18 protein-coding genes and 1 pseudogene are annotated in these 23,529 nt (G+C 70.5%); 5 read left to right on the forward strand and 14 right to left on the reverse strand.

Annotated elements, in window-relative coordinates:
- Positions 1-81: 81 nt before the first annotated feature.
- From OTB19_RS30700 to OTB19_RS30710, 3 genes are all read right to left on the reverse strand, one after another.
- A complete protein-coding gene (locus OTB19_RS30700) occupies positions 82-534 on the reverse strand; it encodes an iron chaperone (RefSeq protein ID WP_267801911.1) in 453 nt (150 codons plus the stop codon).
- Between the two features lie 79 nt (positions 535-613).
- Entirely contained in the window at positions 614-1,066 is a 453-nt protein-coding gene (locus OTB19_RS30705) for a pyridoxamine 5'-phosphate oxidase family protein (RefSeq protein ID WP_267801912.1), read from the reverse strand.
- Positions 1,066-1,419, reverse strand: coding sequence for a VOC family protein (locus tag OTB19_RS30710; RefSeq protein ID WP_267801913.1), 354 nt, complete (start codon positions 1,417-1,419; stop codon positions 1,066-1,068). Before OTB19_RS30710 ends, OTB19_RS30705 begins: the two co-directional genes overlap by 1 nt.
- Before the next feature lie 135 nt (positions 1,420-1,554).
- Between OTB19_RS30710 and OTB19_RS30715 the strand changes: the two genes are divergently transcribed.
- The gene (locus tag OTB19_RS30715; protein ID WP_267801914.1) at positions 1,555-4,368 is read left to right on the forward strand and encodes an ATP-binding protein; all 2,814 of its coding nucleotides are present in this window, start codon (positions 1,555-1,557) and stop codon (positions 4,366-4,368) included.
- 117 nt (positions 4,369-4,485) lie between these two features.
- On the opposite strand, the gene OTB19_RS30720 is transcribed toward OTB19_RS30715, so the two are convergent.
- The 5 genes from OTB19_RS30720 to OTB19_RS30740 form a co-directional block, all read right to left on the reverse strand.
- The gene (locus OTB19_RS30720) at positions 4,486-4,830 is read right to left on the reverse strand and encodes a beta/gamma crystallin domain-containing protein (protein ID WP_329448436.1); all 345 of its coding nucleotides are present in this window, start codon (positions 4,828-4,830) and stop codon (positions 4,486-4,488) included.
- A gap of 665 nt (positions 4,831-5,495) precedes the next feature.
- On the reverse strand, positions 5,496-5,738 hold the full coding sequence (locus OTB19_RS30725; protein WP_267801916.1) for a hypothetical protein: 243 nt from the start codon (positions 5,736-5,738) through the stop codon (positions 5,496-5,498).
- A gap of 453 nt (positions 5,739-6,191) precedes the next feature.
- Positions 6,192-8,426 carry an MFS transporter gene (locus tag OTB19_RS30730; RefSeq protein WP_267801917.1) on the reverse strand — a complete coding sequence of 745 codons (2,235 nt, stop codon included), beginning with the start codon at positions 8,424-8,426 and terminating at the stop codon, positions 6,192-6,194.
- Positions 8,427-8,607: 181 nt separating this feature from the next.
- Positions 8,608-9,501, reverse strand: a complete 894-nt coding sequence (locus OTB19_RS30735) for a cytochrome P450 (RefSeq protein ID WP_267801918.1) — start codon at positions 9,499-9,501, stop codon at positions 8,608-8,610.
- Positions 9,456-10,097: a maleylpyruvate isomerase family mycothiol-dependent enzyme gene (locus OTB19_RS30740; RefSeq protein ID WP_267801920.1), complete on the reverse strand. Its 642-nt coding sequence runs from the start codon at positions 10,095-10,097 to the stop codon at positions 9,456-9,458. The genes OTB19_RS30735 and OTB19_RS30740 overlap by 46 nt, the downstream gene beginning before the upstream one ends.
- Before the next feature lie 335 nt (positions 10,098-10,432).
- Between OTB19_RS30740 and OTB19_RS30745 the strand changes: the two genes are divergently transcribed.
- Positions 10,433-11,038, forward strand: coding sequence for an NPCBM/NEW2 domain-containing protein (locus tag OTB19_RS30745; protein WP_267801921.1), 606 nt, complete (start codon positions 10,433-10,435; stop codon positions 11,036-11,038).
- A 29-nt stretch (positions 11,039-11,067) separates the two neighbouring features.
- Here OTB19_RS30745 and OTB19_RS30750 read toward each other — a convergent pair whose 3' ends face one another.
- The 4 genes from OTB19_RS30750 to OTB19_RS30765 all read right to left on the reverse strand — a co-directional run bounded on the left by OTB19_RS30750 (position 11,068) and on the right by OTB19_RS30765 (position 16,158).
- A complete protein-coding gene (locus OTB19_RS30750) occupies positions 11,068-12,969 on the reverse strand; it encodes a hypothetical protein (RefSeq protein ID WP_267801922.1) in 1,902 nt (633 codons plus the stop codon).
- A 244-nt stretch (positions 12,970-13,213) separates the two neighbouring features.
- Positions 13,214-13,714 (reverse strand): hypothetical protein, encoded by a 501-nt coding sequence (locus OTB19_RS30755; protein WP_267801923.1) that lies wholly within the window; start codon positions 13,712-13,714, stop codon positions 13,214-13,216.
- A gap of 562 nt (positions 13,715-14,276) precedes the next feature.
- Positions 14,277-15,269, reverse strand: coding sequence for a hypothetical protein (locus OTB19_RS30760; protein WP_267801924.1), 993 nt, complete (start codon positions 15,267-15,269; stop codon positions 14,277-14,279).
- Complete coding sequence (locus OTB19_RS30765; RefSeq protein ID WP_267801925.1) at positions 15,262-16,158, reverse strand: ParA family protein; 897 nt, start codon at positions 16,156-16,158, stop codon at positions 15,262-15,264. Before OTB19_RS30765 ends, OTB19_RS30760 begins: the two co-directional genes overlap by 8 nt.
- A gap of 2,538 nt (positions 16,159-18,696) precedes the next feature.
- Here OTB19_RS30765 and OTB19_RS30770 point away from each other — a divergent pair.
- The 3 genes from OTB19_RS30770 (at position 18,697) to OTB19_RS30780 (ending at position 21,856) form a co-directional block, all read left to right on the forward strand.
- Entirely contained in the window at positions 18,697-19,728 is a 1,032-nt protein-coding gene (locus OTB19_RS30770; RefSeq protein ID WP_267801930.1) for a bifunctional DNA primase/polymerase, read from the forward strand.
- Positions 19,725-21,299 carry a DNA primase family protein gene (locus OTB19_RS30775; RefSeq protein ID WP_267801926.1) on the forward strand — a complete coding sequence of 525 codons (1,575 nt, stop codon included), beginning with the start codon at positions 19,725-19,727 and terminating at the stop codon, positions 21,297-21,299. Before OTB19_RS30770 ends, OTB19_RS30775 begins: the two co-directional genes overlap by 4 nt.
- A 179-nt stretch (positions 21,300-21,478) precedes the next feature.
- Positions 21,479-21,856, forward strand: a complete 378-nt coding sequence (locus tag OTB19_RS30780) for a DUF6009 family protein (RefSeq protein ID WP_267801927.1) — start codon at positions 21,479-21,481, stop codon at positions 21,854-21,856.
- 197 nt (positions 21,857-22,053) lie between these two features.
- Here the strand turns inward: OTB19_RS30780 and tpg are convergent.
- Both tpg and OTB19_RS30790 read right to left on the reverse strand, forming a co-directional pair.
- Positions 22,054-22,618 (reverse strand): annotated as a pseudogene (gene tpg / locus OTB19_RS30785) (telomere-protecting terminal protein Tpg); the annotation flags it as partial.
- Between the two features lie 66 nt (positions 22,619-22,684).
- Entirely contained in the window at positions 22,685-22,852 is a 168-nt protein-coding gene (locus tag OTB19_RS30790; protein ID WP_267801928.1) for a hypothetical protein, read from the reverse strand.
- Between the last annotated feature and the right edge of the window lie 677 nt (positions 22,853-23,529).

Raw genomic sequence — 23,529 nt, forward strand, 5'->3', positions numbered from 1 at the left:
CGGATCTTGTAGGCCCGGCAAGATCCGAAAGAGACGACCTGGTACCGCTGGTACCGCCGCGGCGGATCGACCGGGCGCGCCTCAGCTCACCGCCTGCTTCACCAGTGCGGCGATCCGCGCCTCCACCTCGGGCGTCACCTCGGTCAGGGCGAAGACGGCCGGCCACATCGGGCCGTCGTCCAGCTGCGCCTGGTCGCTGAAACCGAGCGTCGCGTAGCGCGCCTTGAACTTCTCCGCGCACTGGAAGTAGCAGACGACCTTGCCGTCCAGCGCGTAGGAGGGCATCCCGTACCAGAGCTTCGGCGCGAGGACCGGGGCGGTGGCGGTGATGACGGCGTGGACGCGCTCGGCCATGGCCCGGTCCGTGTCCTGCATCTCGGCGATCTTCGCGAGCACGTCCTGGGCCGCCTCGGCCGCCTTGTCCGCCTTCGAGCCGCGGCGCGCCGCCTTCTTGAGTTCCTGTGCGTGGTCCTTCATCGCGGCGCGCTCCGCGGCCGTGAATCCCTCGTGTGCGCGGTTGACGGTGCTGCTCATGGTGGATCTCCTTCTTGAGGCTCTGGTTGTGTGGATCTTGGACCCCGGCCGTGGCCGTGCGGCGGGACCGGGCGAGGCGTCAGGCCAGCCAGCGGCCTTCGCGCATCAGTTCACGGTCGGCGAGCTCGTTCTCCTCCCGCCAGGCCCGGATGCGGTGAGGAGTGATACGGAACCAGCGGTACCGGGTGGTCAGGGAGCGCGGGTCGAAGCCGGTGCGTGCGGTGAACCGGTCCCCCAGGTGCGGCGGCAGGGCGTCGATGTCGAGGACCTCGACGTCGCCCTCGATCATGGCGACGTCGCGGGTGTGGCCGAGGGCGAGCCGAGCGGTCCGGGTGGCGGCCAGGTTTCGCCCGGTGGGGCTTTCTGCCGGGGTGGCCGCCAAGAGCGCCTCGCCGTCCCAGGCGAAGGACAGCGGTACCAGGTGGGGGACGCCGTCCGCCGAGGCACTGGCCACCCAGACGTCGACGTCGTGGCCGAGCCGGTGCTCGGTGTCGTGACGGCGCTGTGCGCGGGAGCGGGGTGGGGTGCTCATCAGTCCTGCAGCAGTCCGATGAGGTTGCCGTCCGGGTCGATGACGGTGGCCACCAGGCGGCCGCCGCCGACGTCGTGCGCGGGCTCCTTGACGGTGGCGCCCGCGGCGGTCAGTTCGGCGAGCTTCGCCTCGATGTCCGCCACGTGCCAGTAGGCCAGCGACGAGGTCAGGCCCTGCGGTCCGCCGCCCGGGAGGAGGCCGATGTGCTGGCCGGCGGCCTCGAAGCCGACGTAGTAGGGCCCGTCGGTCTGCGGCGCGACACCGAGCAGCGCGGCGTACACCGCCTTGGCCCGGGCGAGGTCGGACACGGGATGCAGCACGGTCTTCATCCCCTGGTGGGAAGAGCTGGTCACGGTGACTCCTTCGTCGCGGAAATCGATCGGCCCGGTGCGGTCCGCCGGGCTCGTTCCCTGTGATCACAGCTTCCCCCGGGCGGGGTAGGGGGTGCCTCCGTGCTGACCACGGAAAGCACCACGGATAATGGCCCGGTGTCCACTCCAGTGATCTCGGCTCGGGAAGCCGACGTGCTCGGGCTGCTCGGGGAGTACCTGAGCAACGCGGAGATGGCCGCGCGGCTGTTCATCTCCGTACGGACGGTCGAGTCGCACGTCTCCTCGCTGTTGCGGAAGTTGGAGGTGCCGGACCGGCGGGCGCTGTCCCGGCACGCAAGCGAACAGACGCGTGCCGAACGGACGCGTGCCGAGCAGGCGCGCCCGGCACCCGCGCTTCCGGCACCGTTGACGGCGTTCGTCGGCCGGACCCGCGAACGCGGGGAGCTGGCCGCGGCGGTGACGGCACGTCGGCTGGTGACCGCCGTCGGTCTGGGCGGGGTGGGCAAGACACGGCTCGCGCTGGCGGTGGCGGCCGACGTGGCGGGCGACTTCGCCGACGGGGTGTGCTTCGTCGACCTGGTCCCGGTCACCGATCCCGGGCGGGTGGGCGCGGCGGTCGCGGCGGCCATGGGCGTGGGCGAGCAGCCCGGGCGCGGCATCGACGACGCTCTGGTGGCCGCGTTGGCGGACCGTCAGGCGCTGCTGGTCCTGGACAACTGCGAGCAGGTGCACGACGGGGTGGCGCCGTTCCTGGAACGGCTGCTCGTGGCTTGCCCGGGGATACGGGTGCTCGCGACCAGCCGGGCCCGGCTGATGGTGCCGTTCGAGTGGGTTTTCCCGGTTCCGCCGCTGTCGCGCGTCGGCGGCGGCGAGTCGGAGGCGGTGGCCCTGTTCCTGGAGCGGGCGGCGGCGGTCGGCAGGGCCCCGGCCCCGGCGGAACGCGACCGGATCGCGGCGCTGTGCGAACGGCTCGACGGCATGGCGCTGGCCATCGAACTGGCGGCGGCGCGGTGGTCCACGCTCGGTTTGGACGGCCTGGCGGCCGGCCTCGGCGACCAGCTCCGGATCCTCGCCGGCGGCCCCCGTGCCGACGGCAGGCACCGGTCGGTGCGGGCCGTCCTCGACTGGAGCCACGACCTGCTCGAACCGCGGGACCGGGCACTGTTGCGGCGGGTGTCGGCGTTCGTCGCTCCGTTCACCGCCGAGGCTGCCGCCGAGGTGGCCGGGTTCGCCCCTCTGGAGACGGCCGCGGTCGCCGACGGGCTCGGCAGGCTCGCCGAGCAGAGCCTGCTCGTCGTGACACCGTCCGACACCGGCACCCGCTACCAGGCGTTGGAGACCCTCCGTCAGTACGGCACGGAGCGGCTCGACGATGCCGGTGAGCTCGACGATGTCCGGTCGCGCCACCTGGCATGGTGTCTGGCCGGTGCGGGCGGCCTCCGGGAAGGCGGCGGTTCGGACTGGCGAGCCCGGTTCGACGCGGTAGCGGAGGACCTGCGGGCCGCCTTGACCTGGTCCGCGGGCCGGCCGGAGCAGCGCGCGGACGCGTGCCGTCTCGCCCTGTCCCTGGCCGAGCTGGCCTTCACCCGGAACCTGCTGGGCGAGGCCCAACAGCGGCACGAACAGGCGGCCTCGCTCACTGCCGACGCCGACGCCGCCGCCGCGTTGCGGCAGGCCGCCGGGGTGGCCGGGTGCCGCAGGCTCGGCGACGACATGTACCGCCTGCACCGGGCCGCCGCCGAAGCCGCCCGCCGGGCCGGGGACGCCGCCGGGGCCGCCCGCGACCTGGCGGCTGCCGCCACCGCCGCCTACCGCTTCTCCAGCACGTTCACCGGCCGGGTTCCGTCGGCGGACGAGGTGACCGGCCTGCTCGCGGCGGCCCGCGAGATGACCGGTGACGAGGACCCGGCCACCGAGGCGGCTCTCGCGCTGGCCGAGGCCGCGGTGATCGCGGACGCGTTCGGCGCGGTCCAGGGCGCCCCGGACAACACCGCCCCGGACACCGTCGCGTGCGCCGAACGGGCCGTCGAACTCGCCCGGCGCGCCGGCGACCCGGTGGCACGGTCCGCCGCCCTCGACGCGCTCTCCGGCGCCCAGAGCTGGGCCGGTGAGAGCTTCGCCGCGGCGGCCGCCGCCCGCGCCCGGATCGACATCCTGACCTCGGCACCGAGCGCCCCTGCCCGGACGCACGAGCTGATCGACGCCCTCGCCATGGCCGCCGCGACCGCCATCGGCACGGGCGAGCTGTCGGCAGCCCGCCGGTGGGGCGGCCGGCTCGCGGGCCATCCGCAGCTGGCCGAGGTGGGCGACCACGCCACGTCCTGGCTGCTGGTCGCGGACGCGTTCATGGGCCAGGCCGACGCGGTGCTCACCAGCAGCGTGCGCTTCCTCGACTCATGGGAGCAGTCCGGCCGGCAACGGTCGTTCTCGCTCGGTCCGGCCGCCGCGTCCGTCGCGATGATCCACGGCTTGCGAGGCGACCACGAGGCACGGGCGACCTGGCTCGCGATCACCGACCGGACGGGCAGCAAGGAGGATCACCGCCACGGCCACGGCGCCGTCTTCGACGCCATGGTCCTGCTCCACCACGGGGACGCCGACGCGGCCCTGGAACGCGTCGCGCCCGAGCCGGAGCAGGTGTGGAAGTGGGTCTGCTGGGTCTGGCTGCACTGGTACACGGCGCTCCGGGCCGAGGCATCGGTCCTCGCCGGGCACCCGGACGCCCGGGGCCGGATCGCCGCCGCCCGGGCCGTGGTCGCCGGGAACCCGGTCGCCACCGCCCTGGTGGACCGGGCGGAGGCACTGCTCGACGGGGATCTGCCGCAGTTGCTGGCCACCGCGTCGGCGTTCGAGGCAGCCGACTGCCGCTACCAGTGGTCGCGCACGCTCCTGCTCGCCGGCGGCGCGCACGCCGCGACCGGCGCGTCCGCCCTGACCGACCTCGGACTCGCGGCCATGGCCGCTCGGTAGCCGCACCACTGGCACCCTGAACAACACGTCGCGCTCTCGGTCTCGACGCGACACCCGCTCCCGCGCCTGCGCAGGGCCGCGCACGAGGCACGGCCCTGCGGAGGTGCGTTCAGAACGTCACAGGATTTCGATGGAGTTGACCTTCGGCGGGTGGTTCGGGAACGTGATCTCCGTCCAGCGGTTGATCCTCACGGAGTCGCCGTTGGCGTCGTAGTAGATCAGGTCGTTGTTGCCGGTGGAGATTTTGTCGACCCACCAGCCTCCGAACCCGGTCCGTCCCTTGTTCGCGTAGCAGTCGACGCTCTGCCGGCCGCCCTCGTGGGACCAGATCTTCAGAAAGTTCTCGCCGCCCCGGCACTCGATGTGATCGATGGCGAACGCGTTGCCGGGGATGGTCAAGGTCAATGACGCCGCTGCGGCGAACGCCACGGCGGCCGATCGAACGAACCTCTTCGGCTTCATGAGCACGATCTCTCCTTCACGGGAATCGAGCAGTAAGGGGGGCGCCCCGCGCCCACGGGCACGTCGGCCACCCACACCGCGACGGACCGGCAAAAGACCTTCGCGGTTGCACAGCGAGATTCCCCTGTGGTCGGTGCCCTCTGCAATCAACTCCGCGATGCGCGGTTGGGAATTGGCACCATACTGTCCCAATTCAGACCTCTGGTCCTCAGTTGAAACGTTTGAGCACCTTGGCGGCCTTGCCCGTCTGCCGCCGGCGGTCGTGACGGCCTGGTCGATCTCCGCGGAACGACCGGCATCGGTCCGGCAGGCGGCCGAGGGAGGGGCCGAAGGGGAGGCTGTCCCGGGGCAAACCAGGACCCTGCCCCAGAGCGACGGATGCGTTCCGGCCATCGCGAAGGCGAAGCCACGTGGGGTGCGCTCGTGTCCCGCGGAGCACGCCGCGCCCGCTCGCCTACGCCGGCGTGAACCCGTGGGAACAAGGCCCGAGCCGGTGCGCCGGCGGCCGTCGATCCGGCGGCACGGCTGCGGACGTTCGGGCGTCGTCAGAACGACTCGTGGTACTCCTGTGGGTGCCCGCAGACGCGGATGACCGCACCTGCGCCGATGTCCGGCCCCGTGAAGTCCCGGTACTGGCTGAAGCAGGAGTCGGAGTCTCCGCACGGTCACTGCTCGTCTACGCGGTCACACACAACGAATCCGGGCTCGATCTCCGAGCATTCGAAGATCGGCTGAGGGATCCCCACCGTCAAGGTTCCGCCCGAATCCTCTCCACGGCACGCGGGGTGGTACGCGAGCGAGAAGTGCCGAGCCGCCCGGGGGTACTTCTCCAGAAGACCGCGAAAGTCCTGGATCAGACCGCTGAACTCTTCCGGGATGGTGGCATCGCTCTTGCGTTGCTCCGTCATGGCCGCCTCCTTGGTCAGAGAATCCCTGGTACCACCCAGAGGGCAGCCATGGCCATCCACGCCGTACTACCGCTCGCGTACGGACGCCCTCGCCGACCTGCCGGCGACAGTTTCGCGCGGCGGGCCCGCGTTCGCGGCGGGCGCCACGGGGATGGCTCCATCTGGGCTCGGCGAGGCGACCCGGTCGGCGGAGGGTGTTGTGTCTCCAGTGGCTGGAGACAGCAGGGGGGGGGGGACGTGGATGTCCGACCCTCTCCTCACACGTCGACGGGCCGGACAGTTGCAGGGCCGGCAAGGGAGGCGTCGTTCCCCCGGGACGGGTGAGGGGTTGTGACGGGTGACGAGTCCTGTGACGGTTCGGGGACATGGAGCGCACGCTTCTCGTATCACATGATCCATAGTCTTCTTCTTGCAGCCCCGCCCAGCCTCAACAGCTCACACCGTGGTGGGCCGTCAGGTCCACGAGGGTGCTGCGGGGAGGCGCAGGCGCCGGTGTTCGAGGGCCGTGGCGAGGGCGTAGGCGCCGCCGCCTGCGAGGGCGAGGACCCAGTAGAGGCCGGGGGCGTCGAGGGAAAGCGCCGCGGTGGAGGTCAGGGCGAGCCAGACCCCGAGGGCGTAGTGCAGCACGTTGCGGCGTACGGCGCCTTCGGCGAGGTGGAGCAGGCCGACGATGAGCCCGGAACCGGCGGGCCAGAGGATGGACTGGAGTTCGGGCTTGTCGAGGATGGATGTGAGGCCGGTGATGGCGAGGAACAGGGCGGTGAACGCGACGACCCAGGCGGCGCCGAGCAGTTTGCCGGAGAGGACGTCGGGCGCTGCGGCCCCCCGCTGGGCCCGCAGCGCGGCGATGGTCGCTTGGGCGATGCCCGTGACGAGGCCGATTCCCAGGAGCGTCATGGGCAGCCAGCCGGGCAGGCCGAGCAGAGGGGTGTCCCCCTGCGAGGCTGCGGCAGCACCGTGCCCGAGCACGTAGGCCAGTCCGAAACTGAGGTAGGCCGCGCGGTTGTCGACCTCGTGCGGGAGACCGATCGGATGGAAGGGGGCAGGAGCAGGGGCAGCGGGCGGTGGTTCCGTTGCGTGGCTGGGCATGGTGGGCGTCCCCTCAGGGGTGGTTGACGGATGCGTGGAGACGCCAGGGGAAGCTGCCGGGCCGTCTCGGGTCGTGTCGGATCGCTTCGTGCCGGTCGTCTGGTCCGTCGTCCGGTCGGTCACCTGGTTCTGTCGGGCCGGTGTGTTGGTCTTGGCCGGCCGGGGCGGGAGGGCGGCGCGCGCTTGGCGGCTCGGGCAGGTGAGGCGTACGGCGAGGAGGGCGGTGGCCGCCAGGATCGCGGCGGAGACCGCGAAGGCCGCCCGGTACCCGGCGGTGAGCGCTTCCAGGTGGGTCTGGTGGGCGGACGCGTGGGCCGTGACGGATCCGGCGAGGGTGGCGAGGGCCGCGAGGCCGATCGCGCCACCGACCTGGCGGGTGGTGTTCACCAGTCCGCCGGCCAGTCCGGCGTCCCGCCCCGGAACACCGTCCACGGCGAGTGCGGTGAGTTGGACGAAGGCGATGCTCAGGCCGAGGCCGACCAGGACGCTCGGACCCAGGACATCGCCGAGGTAGCTCCCGTCGGCGCTGATCCGTGACAGCCACAGCAGCCCCGCCGCCTCGGTGAGCAGGGCCGCGGTGACGGTGGCGGTGGCGCCGATGCGCCGGGAGACACGGGGCGCCGCGATGGCGCCGAGTATGTTGGCCGCGGCGAGGGGGAGTTGACCGGCCCCGGTGGCCAGCGGGCTCATCCCGAGCACCTGTTGCTGGTACAGCGGCAGGAAGAAGAACAGTCCGATCCACACGGAGCCGAGGAGCGTCATCAGCAGGTTGCCCGCGGCGACACGGCCGGTGGAGAACAGCCGCGGCGGTATCAGGGCGTCGGGCCTGCGCCGCTCGATGACGGCGAAGGCCGCGAACAGCGTGCCCGCGCCGAGAAGGGCGCCGAGGACGCCGCCGTTCGTCCAGCCGGACCCGCGTGCGCTGGTCAGCGCCCATACGAGGCTGGTCAGGGCGAGGGTGACGGTCGCGGTACCCAGGACATCGAACCGCCCCGACTCACGGTCGCCTGCCCGGGGCACGAACATCGCGACGGTGATGAGGACGAGTACCGCCCCGAGGGCGACGATGTGGAAGACCCAGGGCCAGCCCCAGGCCTGTGTGAGTATGCCGCCCAGCAGGACGCCGGCCGCTCCCCCGGCGCCGGATACCGCGCCCCACACGCCCAACGCGCGGCCCCGACCGGGGCCGGGAGGGAACAGGCCCATCGTCAGGGCGAGCGCGGCGGGAGCGATGGCGGCGGCGCCGAGTCCCTGTACGGCTCGGGCGGCGATCAGCACGCTCGGGAAGGCCGCCAGTCCCGCCGCCAGGGAGGAGCCCGCGAACACCGCGAGACCGGCGATCAGCACCCGGCGGCGACCGAGCAGGTCGGCCGCGCGGCCGCCCGCCAGGAGCAGCGCCCCGAACGCCAGGCCGTAGGCGTTGACCACCCAGGTGATGCCGCCGTCCGACAGGCCCACACCGGCGCGGATCTGCGGCAGCGCGACGTTCACGATCGAGGTGGCCAGCATCACGGTGAACTGCGCTGCGGCCAGCGCCGCGAGGGCGCTCCCCTGGCGGGGCCGGGCGGCCGGATCGTCCTTCGTACGTTCAAGGTTCATGGCGCACAGCCTCGGGTCGGGCGGTGTCCACAATCCATGCGCGGTGGAGGCGACGACTGTCCAGTCCTGTCCGCACGCGTCCACCCGGCTGCCCGTTCGCCGACCGTCCGAGACCGCGTCGCATGTGTCCGGCCGGGGGACGGTGCGTCCGCATCGGAGCAGGACGAACGTACGTACGGGGTCAGTCGCGGCCCACGTCGCGCCTCACAGGCGCCACAGGCATGGCAGGCGTGACGGGCGTGAAGTCCAGCAACAGGGAGGCGGGACCTCGGGTGTACAGGCCGGTCTCCTGGTAGCGGGAGCCGGGAGTGTGCCGGACCTGGTCGAACAGCGGCAGGAGCATCGCGGCGACGGTCTCGATCTCGGCGCGGGCGAAGGCCGCGCCGACGCACTGGTGGAGCCCGGTACCGAAGGCCAGGTGCTGGGCGGCCGCGGTGAAGGAGCGGGCGGTGCCGAGGTCCGGGCGGTGGATGTCGAAGGTGTCCGGGGCGGTGAAGGCGTCAGGGTCCCGGTTGGCCGCGCCGATCATGCAGAAGACGACCGCTCCGGCCGGGACCGTGGTGCCGGCGACCACGATGTCCTTCTCGGCCTGGCGCGGGATGAGTTGGACCGGTGGGGTGCAGCGCAGGGTCTCGGCGATCGCGGCGGTCAGCAGGTCCGGGTCCCGGCGGACCTGAGCCATCTGTTCGGGGTGGTCGACCAGGTGCTTGAACAGCAGGGCGAGGGTCTTGTCGGCGGGCTCGGTGGCGGCGACCAGGACGTTGATGATCAGTGCGGTGACGTCGCGGTTGCTCATGGCGATGCCGTCGAACTCGGCGGTGCACAGCCTCGATATCAGGTCGTCGCCGGGGTGGCGGCGTCGCTGTTCGATGACGGGGACGAGGTAGGCCTCCAGCTGCTCCGCGCAGTCCAGGCAGTGCCGACGGCGCTCGTCGGTGAGAGCGACGCTGGTGATGAACTCGGCGACCCCGCCGTGCCAGGCGGCGATCCGCTCCCAGTCCTTCTTGTCCAGGCCGAGGACGTCGAGCGTCACGTGCACTCCGAAGGGCTTGCCGAAGTCGTTGACCAGGTCCACCCGGCCCCGGGAGAGGAACGGCTCGATGACAGGTCGTCCACGGCCGCCCGACGGCCCGCCACCGCCAGCAGGAGGGGCAACGCGGGGCCCTCGACGTCCGGTCCGGCACCGATCGCCAGGTCGACGTCCGTTGCGGTGAGGCGGACGCGGGTCACCAACTCCTTGGCCCCACCGAACGACGCCGGGGTGCGCGTCTGCAACCTGATGGCCCTGACGACGGCCTCCTGCGGATAGAGGCGTGTGATTCCGAGAGGCCGGCGGATGTCCTCGCCGTGGACGATCTCCTCGACGAGGCGGCTGTCCAGAGGAGCAGGCGGGGTGGACGTCCTCGGTGCCGCGTCCCGGAGTCGTTGCAGGGTCTCGGACGGGCCGGCCCCACGTGCACGTTCCACGCCGCGGGCGTTCTGTCGGTCGAAGTCGAAGCGTGCCCGGACCAGGCCGGTCACGAAGCCGAGGCGCGTCGTGCGGGCCGTGTCGACCAGATGGGCGACCACGTCGTGCACGGTCCAGCCCTCGCAGAGCGACTGTTCCCGCCACTGCTCTTGATCGAGGCGCTCCAGGTCCTCGATCAGGGCCGTCCGCTCGGCATGCACCATTGCCCAGACGCTTGCCACCATGGCTTCCCTTCGTCGAACCCAGTGTCTGCCATGAAGGACTCCACCACCGCCCGGAACTCATCGCCGGATCCCCTCTGGTGGCAGGCCGTGCGATCTCGTTGAATACCGTCGTACGCGCGTGAACACGCCATACCCGAGGCAATGACGGCGATGCAGCCGGGATGCGGGAGAAGTCAGTGAGTGTAGCCGTACCACCTGAGCCGGTAGACCCTCCTGCGCCCGTCGGGCCGCCGCCGGGTTCCCGCCCCCTTCCCGATCCTGCGGACTCCGAAGGTGCCTCCGCGTCGCCCACACCGCCAAGGAGGTTGGGGGAGTTGGCGGCCCTCGTGTCGGCGATCACCGCCGTCTTCGGCCTCGTACTCGGCTTCTTCGGCCTTCCCACCTTCGTGAACTCGCCGACGGCCAGAAACGTGACCCCGACAGTCACCGCGACCGTCACCGTCACTGCTCCCCCGGGCGGGGCCGAGCCCGCCCCTGCCCCCGGGTCGACCGGCAGTGGGGTGCCGTCTCCCTCCCCGGCCGCCAAAGGACCGTCCTCGCTCGTCCATGACCTGATGCCCGTCGAGGTGGACGGCGAATTCGGCAAGGGGGGACAGAAGGTGGACACCCGTTCGTACCCCACCGCGTTGAGCGGCCTGTGCGGTAAGCACACCTGGCAGCTGGACCGCCGGTACACGACGTTGACCACGCGTGTCGGCGTCAGTGACGACACCCCCTCCGGCCGCACCATCACCTTGTACGTCGACGTGGAAGGCGCCCGGAAGAAGGAGCTGGTCATGGGCCCCGGGGACTCGGTGGCGACCGTGACCCTGGACGTGAGCGGCGCCTACCGCGTCAGCCTCGGAATCGACGGCTGCTCCTGGGCGGACCAGCTGGGCCGTGGAGTGTGGATCGATCCCGTCCTCGCCCCGGCACGGTAGCGGCCGAAGTGTGATCGGCTTCCTCCCGGTCAACCGGCCGCGGGGACACGGCGCATCGTCCAGCACCGGGCCGCCTCCTCCGCGGCCGCGATCACGGCGGCGTTCCGGGCGCCCTGGTCAAGGCCCGCCGCTACGGCGGCTTCCCGGGCCGAGGTCACCTGACGGCGGACGTCCGTACAGGCACGGAGAGCGGCGGGAAGTTTGCGCGCACCGGTGAGGCCGGCTCCTGCGGCATCCATCGCGGCGGCCTCCGCCTGGTGTACCGCGTGCTGCACCGCGCAGGCTCCGCATCGCCCGTCGGAGGTCTCGGTGTCCTCCCACGAACCGCAGTCCGCGCATCGGCCCGCAAGGGATGCACCGCCCGGGTGCGTAGGGCCCGGATCCGGGGTTCGGGTCGATGCGGTCGTCGGGCCGTCGGCGGGTACGGACCGGCCGGCGGGGGTGGGCGCGCAGGTCCGGCAGCGGCCGGTCTCGGTCAGCGGTGTCGTGCAGTCGGGGCACTCCCCCGCGTCCAGGTGCCCCTGTCGTTCCCGCAGGGCCCTCTGCTCCAGGCGGATGGCCAGGCATTCGGTGCACTCTTCGCCCGAGTGCCAGCGAATGCCCTCTTCGCAACGGGGGTCGTGGCAGCCCCATCGGACAGCGGCCACCTTGAGGAGCCAGCCCTCGATGCTGCGCAGGTCCGACGGGGAGGTCCGGGCGAACCGCGCTTCCAGGCGGGACCGCAGTCGCTCCGGTTCCACGCCTTCGGAGAGTTGCGCACCCAGTTGGCGGGCGAAGGTCCGTTGGACGTACGTCCGTGCCCGCTGGACCAGCCACGCGACCGGTTCCATGATCCAGGCCAGCCGGGGGCTGAACGTCAGATCGGGCCCCGTGTAAGAACCTCGCTGGCTGTCGCCTTGGGGCTTGGGAGGGACAGGGGACTCATCCGCGCGGAGCGCGAGGCGACCTGCGGGAGTGGCAGCGGACGCGGATTTCGGAGTCGTTCGCTCGTCGAGGGCCACGCGCGTAACCACCTGAGCCTCGCCTACGGCGGATGAGGTCAACCCACCCTCGTTCACGAGTCCGTCAATCTGCGGATCTTCCTTAGTCGCGAGGGATCCGTCACCGGCCGGTGGACCCGAACCGTCACCAGCAGAGGAACACTCAACTACCGTTTCTCCTCGCACTGGTTGACCGATCTCCGCCTCCGTCGGCCCGAAGGGGAGGGCGGGCTGTTCCAGGGCTTCGTAGATGTGCCTGCCCTGAAGGCCCTCCCGCCGGTGGACCTTGAGCCAACCGAGGGATTCGAGCGCGTCCACCACCGTGGACGCGGCGGCGGCGCCGATGGGCTGGCGCGCCTTCCTGCCGGAATGGTGGACGAGGATCTGACCCAACTGCGCTTCGGAGACCTTCAGGTTCCGGGCCTGTGCGTAGGCCAACGCCGCCCACGCCCTCAACTGGCGTGGTTCCAGGAGTTCCGCCGCGATCACGGGCACCCACACGAACGCTTCCTGTCGGGGCATGACGCGGAGCCGGCGTTCCGCCGTGGTGCCCAACCCTCCGGGCTTGGTGCGCCGTCGGGAGTGCAACTCGACGACGCCGTCGAGGGGATCGGGGCGGGTCAAGGCCCGGATCCCCCGTTCCACGGCCGAGGCGCTCATGCTCAGGTAGCGGGCGAGTACGGAGACGCCCGCCGTGCAGCCCTCGGGCCGCCACCCCAGGGCGGCTGTCTTGACGTAGACCGACAGGGCCACATCGGGATACGCCGACGACGAGACGACGCGCCACGGCACGCGCACGCGGCCCCGGCGGGCCGCCTGCTCGGACGGGGAGGCGATTTCGCCGCCTTGAGCCCGGCGTGAGATGCGGGAGCGGCGCGGGCCGGCCTCGGCTGCGGTCTTCGAGGCGGATCCTGCGGTGCGGGTGGGCTCCATCTCGTCAGAAGGCAGCACGAGACCGACCCCTGGAGTGGTGGCGATGACTGGCTCCGGGAGTGAGGAGGGGGTTTTGGCAGCACGAAACCGGCCGACCGGCACGAGGAGGTGCCGCCGGTGCGGTGGGCGCGGTCAGAGGTGAGTGGTGTTCCTGGTGAGGTTCCGTTCGAGGGGTGGGAGCGTCGGTGAACTCGGTGCGGCTCGCGGCGAGATGGTCAGGCTGCGAGCCGGAGGGTGGTGAGGAGCCGGCGCGGCCTCCGGGCTACGAGGCGGCCGGTTGACGCGGCGGCACTCCGCGCCTGGGGGCGTGCCGGGGCGTCTTGGCCAGCACGGAAGGCAGTTCGTCGATCCAGCGGCCGATCGGGAGTCGGATGGCCACCTGGGCGTCCAGGGCGGACGGTTCCGTGCCCTCGGGGCCGGAGGCCTCCAAGAGGGCACGCTCGATCCGCGTGTTGGCGATGTGTACGGCGGTGCCGAGGACGTAGAGGGTGGTCTCCGGAGTCGTCTTCTCGTCCGAGGCCGCGTCGCGTACGGCGTTGAGCGCTGCGAGGAGCCAGGTGTCCGGCTTCTGCTTGACCGAACGCTGCTTGGGCTTGTCGGGCCACGCGAACTGGGACAGGACCCGGTACACGCGCAGGACGACCGCGTCCGCGGCGAAGCAAGGCTCGCTCAGCACTCCTATGTCGATGGCGCGGTAGACCCAGTTCTTGCTGACTCCCGCGGCTACCGCGACGGCGTTGGCGCTGAGAACGGCACTTGGCATGAGCAGGTTCTCCTGTGGTCCCAGGGCGAAGGTTGTGTCGACCGTCAGCCTAGCGGAGTCGAGGCATGGAACTCCCTGTCAGGGACATCAGGCAATGTCTTGGTGAGGTGGTCCCTTCGTGAGCCGGTCGGTATAAGAACCCACCCTCATATCGGTCCTGTCGACGACCCGTGTATCGGTACGGTCATCGGTAGGACTATCAGGACAGTCATCGGTATAAGTCCAGTTCACAGCCTGCATAGGAGGGCGCGGTGCGGGGCTTTTCGGCGGCGTCCGGGGTCCCCGCCGAGGGCGTGAAGGGCCGTACAGGCCAAACCGGGAAGGCCGTACCTCGATCAGCCGGAGCGCCCTGAGCGGGAAACCGCAGGACCGGGGACGCCTGGAGGCGCTCGAAACTCGTGAAAATTGGTGCTCCGGTGTCGGCGTGTCGCCCCACAGGGTTGCCGGAAACCCTGTTCCAGGCCGTCACCCTGGCAGGGAAACGAGCAACGGGGGTGCAGACCGCATGATGCGGTCTGCACCCCCGTTCGGATGTGCGGGTGGTGAATGCGAAGCCGGGCCGCTAGAAGAGGGGCGGCAGTTCGGGCTTGCGCAGGGGCCCCTCGACCTCCAGCGTCTGGAGATGCAGGATCACGAGCGCGGAGACCACGTACAGGCCCTTGCGCGCGTAGTCGGCCTCGTCCAGGAGTGCCTTGATCTCAGAGGCATGTGCCTTCGCCTCCGGGCCCAGCCTGAACGTCGACTTCTTGCCGCTGCCCAGGTAGCCCAGGCGCTGGTCGGAGAGCTTCTTGTACAGAACGACGAGTTCCTGAGCGTCCATGGGCGCCTGCCGGTACACGACGTCCATGTAGTGGCCGGCCGCGAGTTCGGCGTTCCCCGAGGAGCGGCGGTCGTTGGCGATCCTGCTGCGCAGAGCGTCCCAGACCTCGGGGATCAGGTTGGCGCCGTGGGAGGTCCAGTCGCGCGAGTTCGTCCGGGAGTCCGCGAAGGACGCGTGGATCGCCTGATGCGTCGGTTCGAGCTGTCCCGTTGTCCGAGTCGCCTTGCGAGGCTTCTGCGCCGGGGGCGCAGAAGGCGGGGTCGACGCCGCCGCCTTCTGCTCGGGCACCGCCACGGCCGCTTCGGGCTCGTCATGTCCCGCCTCGTCCGCGGCCGGGCCGGGGGTGGCCGGCGCGGCCGCGGACGGCTCCCCCGCTTCGGACTCCTGCGGCGGGGCGGTGACCACGTGGTGCAGGGACGGAAGGTCACCCGCTCCCGGCACCGTCGGTTCGGGTCGGGGGGCCGGTTCCGGTGTCGGTACTGCGGCAGGAGGTGCGGTCACGGGTGCCTTGGGCGCAAGGACCGCCGTCACCGGGGAAGGGGACGCCAGGGCGGAGGCGTTGCCCATGAAGCCGGCATCCGCGACCTCTTCCGCCTGCTGGAGAAGAGTGGCGGCGAGATTGGCCTGAGGGGCCGGAGGACGCCGCCTGCGCACGGCACCGAAGGCGCCGGCGTCCTTCTGGTCCTGCTTCTTCTTGGCCGCTCCCCCGGTCGGCCTCGTCTGACCATCAGACACGAACGCTCTCCCTCGCGGCACCGTTCAGCTGCTGCTCCACCCGCGGAGCGACCTCCCATTCGGTGTCGGGAGTGTCCATCCGGTCCAGGACCTCCTGGAGGAAGCTGGCGTAGCGCTTGCCCGGGGCGTGGTTGGCGAAGCCCAGAACGGAAGGAAGCCCTATGGCGTAGCTGCGGGAGATCCTGGTGTCCTCGCGGATGTCCGTGACGAACGGGTACAGGTTCGTGTCGATCATGAGGTCCCGGACTTCCATCTCCTCTTGGGACCAGTCCGACGGCGGCTTCGCCATGTTGAGGACGGCGCCGAGGAACTTGGGGTCGGCGTTGGTCCGGTCCTTCACGTGGCGAATGGTCGACCGCATGGCCACCGCACCTTCGACGGTGGCGTGCTTGGGCAGGCACAGCGTGAGGGCGTAGTCGCTCGCGGCCAGGGCGACGCCGTTGAGCGCTTCGACGGCCGGGGGCGTGTCGAAGACCGCGTAGTCGAAGTCGTCCTCGATCTCGGCCAGAAGCTCGCGGAGGACCTGGACCTTCTCGTTCCCGGCGGCGTGCAGGATGTGCTGGGCGTTCGCCATGGTGTGCTGTTCGGAGGCCAGCAGGAACAACTGCCCCGCGCCCTTGAACTTGTGGAGCAGCTCGCTGCGGTCGATGAGGATGTCCCGTACGCCGGCGGGCACGCCCTGGGCCGCCATCTGAAGCTTGAGCCCCAGCGAGAGGCCGATCTGGGACTTGCTGAGGCGGACACCGAGGGCCTGCCCGGCCTGGGCCTGCGGCTCGATGTCGAGGACGACGACTCGTGCACCGGTGAGAGCGAGACCTGCGGCGAGGTTCACCGTGGTGGTGGTCTTGCCCGGCCCGCCCTTCTGGCTTGCTACGGCGATCTTCTCCACGGAACCAGCTCTCCTCGACAGTTCGTGCGGTGCGTGACGTTCCGATGCAGCCTCTTCGAGCTGACCGGTTGCGCCGGCTCTGTGATGAACGAGGTCTCTGTCAGGGAAGTCATTGGCTGAGGAGACGATAACAGGATTCGCACGCAACGCACCGCAACGGCGTGGCGTGTCTGGAGTGACTGTTCGAGGGGTGATGGGCGGTCAGGGGTGTTGCCCGGGTACCCCGGCAGGGCTACCGCCGGGGCGCCCGGCGGGGAGAGGAAACGACCCGGCCGGGAGTCGATCGGTCGGCACCTCGGGCGCGATCGCGTGGAGTGGGTCCGAGGTGGGGTCTGTGAGTCGTTCTCGCGGAGGCGGACAAGTCGGCAGGGTTCGCCGCAAGGACCTCCGACCGATGAGTGCCGGCGAGGGTGAGGCGTAGGCAGGAACGGACGCGCGAGCCACCGACCGAGGGCTCCTACAAGCGGACTGCCCATCGAGCGTGCGTACTGAGGACCGCTCTCATCTCAAGACGTTGAGCAGTGGGTCGTCTCGTGCGTTCGGACCGGGGGAGTCGCGCACGGCCGGTCGGTGGGACGTACGCGACAAGGGCGTGTCGACAGTACGGAACGTGCAGGGGTCGGAGCTTCGTTGGATCGCGAGTGCGTGAGTTGGTACGCACTTCAGGACGGACGCTTCGGCGTGCGTACGCGAGACCGCAAGGAAGGTGGGTCGGGTGTACGGACCGTCGACCGGTGAGACGAACTGTCAGTGGTGGGGTGGTCCCTACGTGCAAGCGTCCGTACGTGCGCACGCATGGTCGCCGGGTCGTACGCGATGCGAGTCGGACGGCAGGTCGGTGTATCAGCGGATCGGTGTATCGGTGGGTCGTCGTTTCGGTAGGGCTATCGGTAGCACTCACTATCAGGCCTGCTATACAGACTTGGTTAGGGACTCTCATCAGGCTTTGCATCACCCTCTACATCAGGATGAGTATCAGCATTGCTATCGGTATAACACCAGGTCAGTGGCGTGCTTGATGCCGGCTGGGTGGCGCGCCCCATGCGGCCATCACGGCGCATGCGACCGTCGTGGTCGAGTCCAAGCCTGGCAGGCTCTGCCCTCGGCGGCTTCCATCGTCGGCCCCACCGCGGCTTCGAATCCTGCCGACTCCGGACGCGTGCCCTCGATGATGAACGGAATTCAACATTCCAGTCCCTTCAGTCCCTCCGGACCCTGAACGCTCCGGCGTGCAACGCTCTGACCTGCCGCTATGGAGGCCGCTCTCGTGAGGGACTGAACGGATCGGGGCTGGGCCAGAGTCCTTTCCCGGGTCCCTGGCCCTGCTCCGCGCCCTGTTCCTGCTCGACGTACTCCTGCTGCTTCGCCCAGGAGTGCGTCGAGCAGGAACAACTCCGAGGCTGTGGCGTCAGCCCGCTTCGAGTTCCCGTCCCGGGCGGTGGTCGCGATCCGGCCGACTGCGCTGCCACCCCTGCTCGCAGCGTCGAGAGGCCTCCCTCCAGGTCCCTGGATCGCCTGGGTGGGATCGCCGGCGCGCATCCACCCTGCCCACCGGGCCAGACCTGCGAGCGGGCTCTGCGCCCCCTGAAGCGCCTGGGAGTCGGAGGGGGCCGCGGGGGCCGCGCAAGGGTCGGGAGGGCAAGCCAGGTGCCTCCAGGGGCCGTCCGGGGCCCGTAGGGCTCATGTAGTCCCTGCGGAGGGGGAGATGGCAGGGGGAGGAGTTCCTGCTTGACCCCCTCCCTCGGTACCCCCTCCCCTCCGAGGGGCTGAGCCTCCTGGGAATCGCTTCGGTCCCTGTCCCTTCAGTCACTACACAAACCTGCTGGTCAGCGGCCCTTCCGCCGCTGTTCAGGGACTGAAGGGACTCTATTTCCCAGTTATGAGCTACCCAGGCCTATGACCCCTTCTTGCTTACGTCCGCGCATACACACACACGCATGAGAAGTGGAAGTGACAACTTTGAGTCCCTTCAGTCCCTCTCTCTAGGTCCCCACCCTTCTGACCTGCGCTTTTCTCCAGGGACTGAACGGGAAGGGACTGAACCGGAGTCCAGTCCCTTCAGTCCCGATGCCCAAGGCGTCCGGCCGGCGGCCGGCACGTGGTGTGCTCCGCTCGCTTCAGGTGGGGCGGGGGGTTTCAGGTGAGGCGGGGGGAGGGACCAGTGGAGTCCGGCTTGAGGAGGGGAAGGGTCGGGAGGATGCGCCGTTGGTGGTCGGCTCCGACCCGCCCGGGAGTCACGCGGGTTCAACTCGCCGCGAAATCCGGACGAACCTCCCCGAACCTCCAGGTACTGAGGGACTGAAGGGACTGAAATATCAATACTGCGGCAAAATCAACCTGAGTCTCCCCAGACTCTGGGGTAACCTCCGCGATAGTAAATCTTCAGTCCCTCTGGTCCCTGAGCTGCAGGTGAGAGCGCGCTTCAGGGACAGGTACGGGGACAGCAGCAACCGTTCCTCACATCGCGTCAAGGAAGAGCCAGTGCCCGTCCATTCCGAGAACCCGCCGCAAGACGTGCGCGGCGGGACAGCCCTGGACGTGGCTCTCTGGATGGCCCTGAGAGGCTTCCCGGTGCATCCTCTGGCCCCGGGGACCAAGACGCCTGCACCGAACTGCTCCGACTGCCGAACGGCCCGGCACGCGCCCCAGGACTGCCCCTGCCGCTCCCGGGGAGGCTGGTGCCACGGCTTCCACGCGGCGACCACGGACCCCGACAGGGTGCGCCGGTGGTGGGGGACCGACCCGGAACCCGGCATCGGAGTCTCCTGTGGACCCGCGGGGCTCGTCGTCGTCGACGTCGACGCGCACGGGGCGACGGTCCCGGACCGACAGCGCCTGCTGCCGGGCATCCCCATCGACGACCGTGTCGACCTGACCGGACTGGAGAGCGGATACGACACCCTGGCGCTCCTGGCCGCGTACCGGTCCGCGCCCAACCCCTGTGAGGACACGTCGACGTTGCGCGTCCGCACGCCCTCCGGAGGAATGCACATCTGGTACCGGGCAGCCCAGGGCGGCCCCCGTTTCCGCTGCTCCAGCGGGTCGAGCTCCCGCGTGGCGCTCGCCTGGCAGGTCGACGTCCGCGCCGTCGGCGGCTACATCGTGGCCCCCTCGACGCGCACCACCGCCGGTGTCTACGAACCGATGCCCGGAGCCCGCGTGCCGGCGGTCCTGCCCATGTGGCTCACCGCCGAACTCGTCCGTACCGGCCACTGCGTGGAGGCCTCACCCGCTCAGGCGGAGCCCCATCCCGTGCGACGGACGCAGGCCCCGGCTCCCCGCGGTCACCGACGGGACGGACAGCGCGTGCTGGCCTCCCTCCTCGACGAGGTCCGCTCCTGTGGAGCGAGCCACGAGGGAACGGCGTTCAGCGAGAAACTCAACCGTGCCGCCTTCACCGCCGGGGGACTGGCGGCCGCGGGGCACGTCACCGAGGCAGAGGCCCGACGCGCGCTCCTCGAAGCCGCGGAACACGCCCGACCCCACCAGTCACGCCGCATCGCACTCATCGTCGAAACAGGGCTGCGCGCCGGAAGCGAGCGACCGATCCACCCCAAGGGACGTCCATGAGCAGCGCTGGAAGCACGGGGTTCAACGCCCAGGCAGCGGCGGAACAGCTCGCCGCGTTCACCACGGACACCGCCCCGCCGGGCCGACGCCTGCCCGCTCAGCAGAGTGGAGCGCCCGGCGCGGGCGCCGACTTCATCCAAGCGGGTCTCCTGCACAACCTGACCGACCGCGGCAACGCCAAACTCTTCGCCTACCTCCACCACAACCGGTTCCGGCACGTGGAAGGCCTGGGCTGGTACGTCTGGGACGAGTACCGGTGGAAGCGCACCGGCGGTGAGAAGGCCGCGATCTGGGCCGCCGGGGACATGGCGGAGGACCTGCCCGCGCACGACCCCCGCGGCGTGTTCACGGATCGGGAACTGGCCCAGCACCGCAGGCGCACCATGTCGACCTCGGGTGTGAAGGCCATGCTCACGCAGGCCAAGGCCTCGCCCGAGCTCGCCCTGGACCCGGACACCCTGGACGGCGACAAGTACGCGCTGTGCACGCCGGCCGGCGTCGTGGACCTCCGTACCGGCGACCTGCACAAGCCCAACCCGACCCGAGACCTGCACTCCCGCGCCACCCACCTGGCGCCCGAGGCCATGCCCACGCCCCGGTTCCACGCCTTCCTCCAGCAGACCTTCGGCGACGACGACAAGGGCAAGGAGATGATCAACTTCCTTCATCTCCTGCTCGGTTACTCCATCACCGGTGACGTCGGCGGGCAGGTGCTGCCCTTCCTCTACGGCGTCGGCGCGAACGGAAAGTCGGCCCTGCTCGACGTCGTCATCAAGATCCTCGGCGACTACGCGGACGTGGCGCCGCCCGGCTTCCTCATGGAACGCGGCAAGTTCAACGAGCACTCCACCGAGCTGACCGAACTCCACGGGCGACGCCTGTTCGTGTGCAGCGAACTCAAGCCGCACGACAAATTCGACGAGGCGCGTGTCAAACTCCTCACCGGTGGGGATCGCCTCAAGGCCCGACGCATGCGGCAGGACTTCTTCAGCTTCGAGCCGACCCACAAGCTGTGGCTCCTGGGCAACCACCGCCCGGAGGTGGGCACCGGAGGCCACGCGTTCTGGCGCAGGATCCGGCTGATCCCGTTCGAGAAGGTCGTTCCCGACCACCGGAAGATCGACAACCTGGCGGAGGCGCTCGTGCAGGAGGAGGGACCGGGGATCCTCCACTGGATGATCCAGGGCGCCAAGGCCTACCTCGCCGGCAAACCGCCCCTGACCGGCCCCAACGTCGTGCGCGCGGCCACCCAGGCGTACGCCACGACCGAGGACCACATCGGGCGGTTCCTCGCGGAGTGCTGCACCACCGGTGCGCATCTCGCCGAACCCCGTGACCTCAAGGTCGAACAGGGAGCCCTCTACCGCGCCTACAGTGCCTGGTGCCTTGATGGGGAGGGGCTGCGCCCCGCCACCACACGGGCGTTCGCCACACGCATTCGAGCCGAGGCGGGCGTCGCCTCGCCCAACGAGATGCTCCGTTCGAACGGTCAGAAGTTCTACCCGGGGCTCGCCCTCCTGGCCGACGAGGAGCAGGTTCCGCGTGACGCGATCAGGGCAAGCACGACGTGACTGGCCGACGTGTGCCGCCGCCTCGGGACGGGCACCCCTACGATGGACAAGGACGATGAACACACCCACCCACCGACGGAGACCCTCGGGGTCCTGTCGCATATCGGCATCGGCGCCGCGAGCGGCGCGGAGAGACCAGGGGCCCGGAGGGCCGACGTGAACGAGGAAGGACTCAGGCCATGAGCTCGCTACTGACAGCCAGCGATCTCGCCCACGAGGTCAAAGTGGTGTGGCTGGAGGACCCTGAAGAGCTCGACTACGTCCGACAGGCCCTGGACAAGACTCCCCGCCGCCGGGGAAAGCCGCGCTATCACCGCGACGGACGCATGATCGGTTTCACCGAACTCGGCGAGACGGCGGAGGCCGACCCGGACAGCGGCCTGCAGAAGCGGCGTGTGTTCTACCTCCTGCCGCACGACCGGGACGCCGAGCCCGAGGGTCTCTACCGGGAAGGCGCTCCGGGCGAGGCCGTCGACCCGCGCACGATCGAGCCCAGGCAGGTGGGAAGGAAGACCGAACGCTCGCAGCGGGGGCTGTCCGCACCCACCGTCGCCTGACTTCGGTCCCTCCGGTCCGTCTCCCCTGGCGGGAAACGGGTCTCACCTGCCGGCGTGGAACGGCTCTGACCTGAGCTTTCCCGAAACCACGTCCGTGTCTCGTTCAGGACGTGGTTGGCTGAAACACGCTGAGGCCAATGGCGAAATTCAGTCCCTTCAGTCCCTTCGGACCCTGCCGGGCGGTTCGCCTGGAAGGCGAAATCGACGTGGTCGATGTCGGTGGACTCGACCAGGAGGCTCGTGGCGCGGGCGCCGTTGTCCTTGAAGTAGACCTCCTGGAGCCCTTCCGCGGCGATGGCACGGAGTTGGGCCTCGGAGGCTCCGGAGTCCTGGGCCGCGAAGAGACGCGAGGCGTACTCCGGGGGATGGTGCTGGGTGATGCGGCGCATGCGGCCGTCGTCGGTGGTGCCGGGTGCCGCGGTGAAGCCGAAGCGGGCGCGGGTCTCGATGACCAGGCCGGTGGTGCGGGCCGCCTTGTTACGGGCACGCTTGCGGACCAGGGGCTAGGGGCTGCCAGCGTCTGCGTACCTCCGCTTCGAGCCGGGAGGCGAGTTCGGGGCGCGGGGTCCTGATCTGGCCCTTGACGTAGCGCTCGACGGTGCGGGGAGAGACGCCGAGGAGTTGGGCGGCGACCTTCGTGGACTTGGCCGCTCTCACCAGGAACCGCATCCGTGCCTGCGGGGAACTCGGGTTCGGCGAGTCCGAGGTGACACCGGGTCCGCCATCGCGGCGACGTACGCGTCCCTGAGGCGGCCGTACCAGGCGTCGAGGTCCGGGCCGTTGTCGGGACGCAGCCAAGCCTCGGTGGCGTGGACGGGGTGGCCGAGTTCACGGGCGTAGGCCAGGGTCGGCGTCGCGTACGAGGCGGGGCCGGTCGGGGGCTTCCGGGGGTGCCGGGTCGACGGGGCCGGTGAGGGAACCCGGCACGGGTGCGGACTCCCAGACGTTGGTGACGGGGTTGCGGGCCGCCCGGGTGGGCGGGCGCAGGGCCGTCATGAGCTCCAGGCCCGTGACGGCGGTGGAGCCGCGGGGGGTGAGGACGCGCGTGGCGTAGGTGGTGAGCAGCGCGGTAGCTCGGGGGCCGGGAGATCGACGGTGTCCTCGCCCCGTTGTCCGGGAGGCGCAGGGCCCGGCGGTCGTCGAGGACGAGGGTCAGACCGAGGGCTTCGGTGGCGGCCGGGGTCAGGACGAGGAGGGGGTCGCCGTCCTTGCCGTTGCGGTGGAGGCGGGGCGAGCGCAGATCGGCGTCGGGGCCGAGGGCCCAGGAGATGAGGGAGGGGAGGTCGGCGGTGGGGTGGTCGAGGACCTGACCGCCGGCGGTGTGGGCGTGGCCAGTGCCGTCCAGGACGGCGAGGGGCCCGTTGCCCTCGACGGCGGCGAGGGGGCACGGGCGCGATGTCGTCGGCCGTGTTCGGGCCCGCGCCGGCGTGGGAGCGGGGGGCTCGGCGTTAACGGCGTTAACGCCGTTAACGAGGGTGGGGGGGATGGGTGGGGGGCGTGCGGGACACCGGATCGGCCGGGGGCGGTGGGCCGATGCGGTTGCCGGGGCTAGTGCTGCTCCGCGAAAGTTCGTGGAGGGGGGTTCAGGCTTCCTGGAGGGGGCTGGCGGCGTAGGTCCACTTGAAGGGGCGGGCGGTCTCGTTCCGTTTGATCATGTAGTCGTCCATCTTGGC

Source organism: Streptomyces sp. H27-H5 (genome assembly GCF_026627505.1).
In the GTDB taxonomy this organism is placed as follows: Bacteria; Actinomycetota; Actinomycetes; order Streptomycetales; family Streptomycetaceae; genus Streptomyces.

Coding starts and splice junctions, on each gene's coding strand:
- OTB19_RS30700 (WP_267801911.1), bottom strand. CDS start 534: ATGAGCAGCACCGTCAACCGCGCACACGAGGGATTCACGGCCGCGGAG.
- OTB19_RS30705 (WP_267801912.1), bottom strand. CDS start 1,066: ATGAGCACCCCACCCCGCTCCCGCGCACAGCGCCGTCACGACACCGAG.
- OTB19_RS30720 (WP_329448436.1), bottom strand. CDS start 4,830: ATGAAGCCGAAGAGGTTCGTTCGATCGGCCGCCGTGGCGTTCGCCGCA.
- OTB19_RS30725 (WP_267801916.1), bottom strand. CDS start 5,738: ATGACGGAGCAACGCAAGAGCGATGCCACCATCCCGGAAGAGTTCAGC.
- OTB19_RS30730 (WP_267801917.1), bottom strand. CDS start 8,426: ATGAACCTTGAACGTACGAAGGACGATCCGGCCGCCCGGCCCCGCCAG.
- OTB19_RS30740 (WP_267801920.1), bottom strand. CDS start 10,097: ATGGTGCATGCCGAGCGGACGGCCCTGATCGAGGACCTGGAGCGCCTC.
- OTB19_RS30755 (WP_267801923.1), bottom strand. CDS start 13,714: ATGCCAAGTGCCGTTCTCAGCGCCAACGCCGTCGCGGTAGCCGCGGGA.
- OTB19_RS30775 (WP_267801926.1), top strand. CDS start 19,725: ATGAGCAGCGCTGGAAGCACGGGGTTCAACGCCCAGGCAGCGGCGGAA.
- OTB19_RS30780 (WP_267801927.1), top strand. CDS start 21,479: ATGAGCTCGCTACTGACAGCCAGCGATCTCGCCCACGAGGTCAAAGTG.
- OTB19_RS30790 (WP_267801928.1), bottom strand. CDS start 22,852: ATGACGGCCCTGCGCCCGCCCACCCGGGCGGCCCGCAACCCCGTCACC.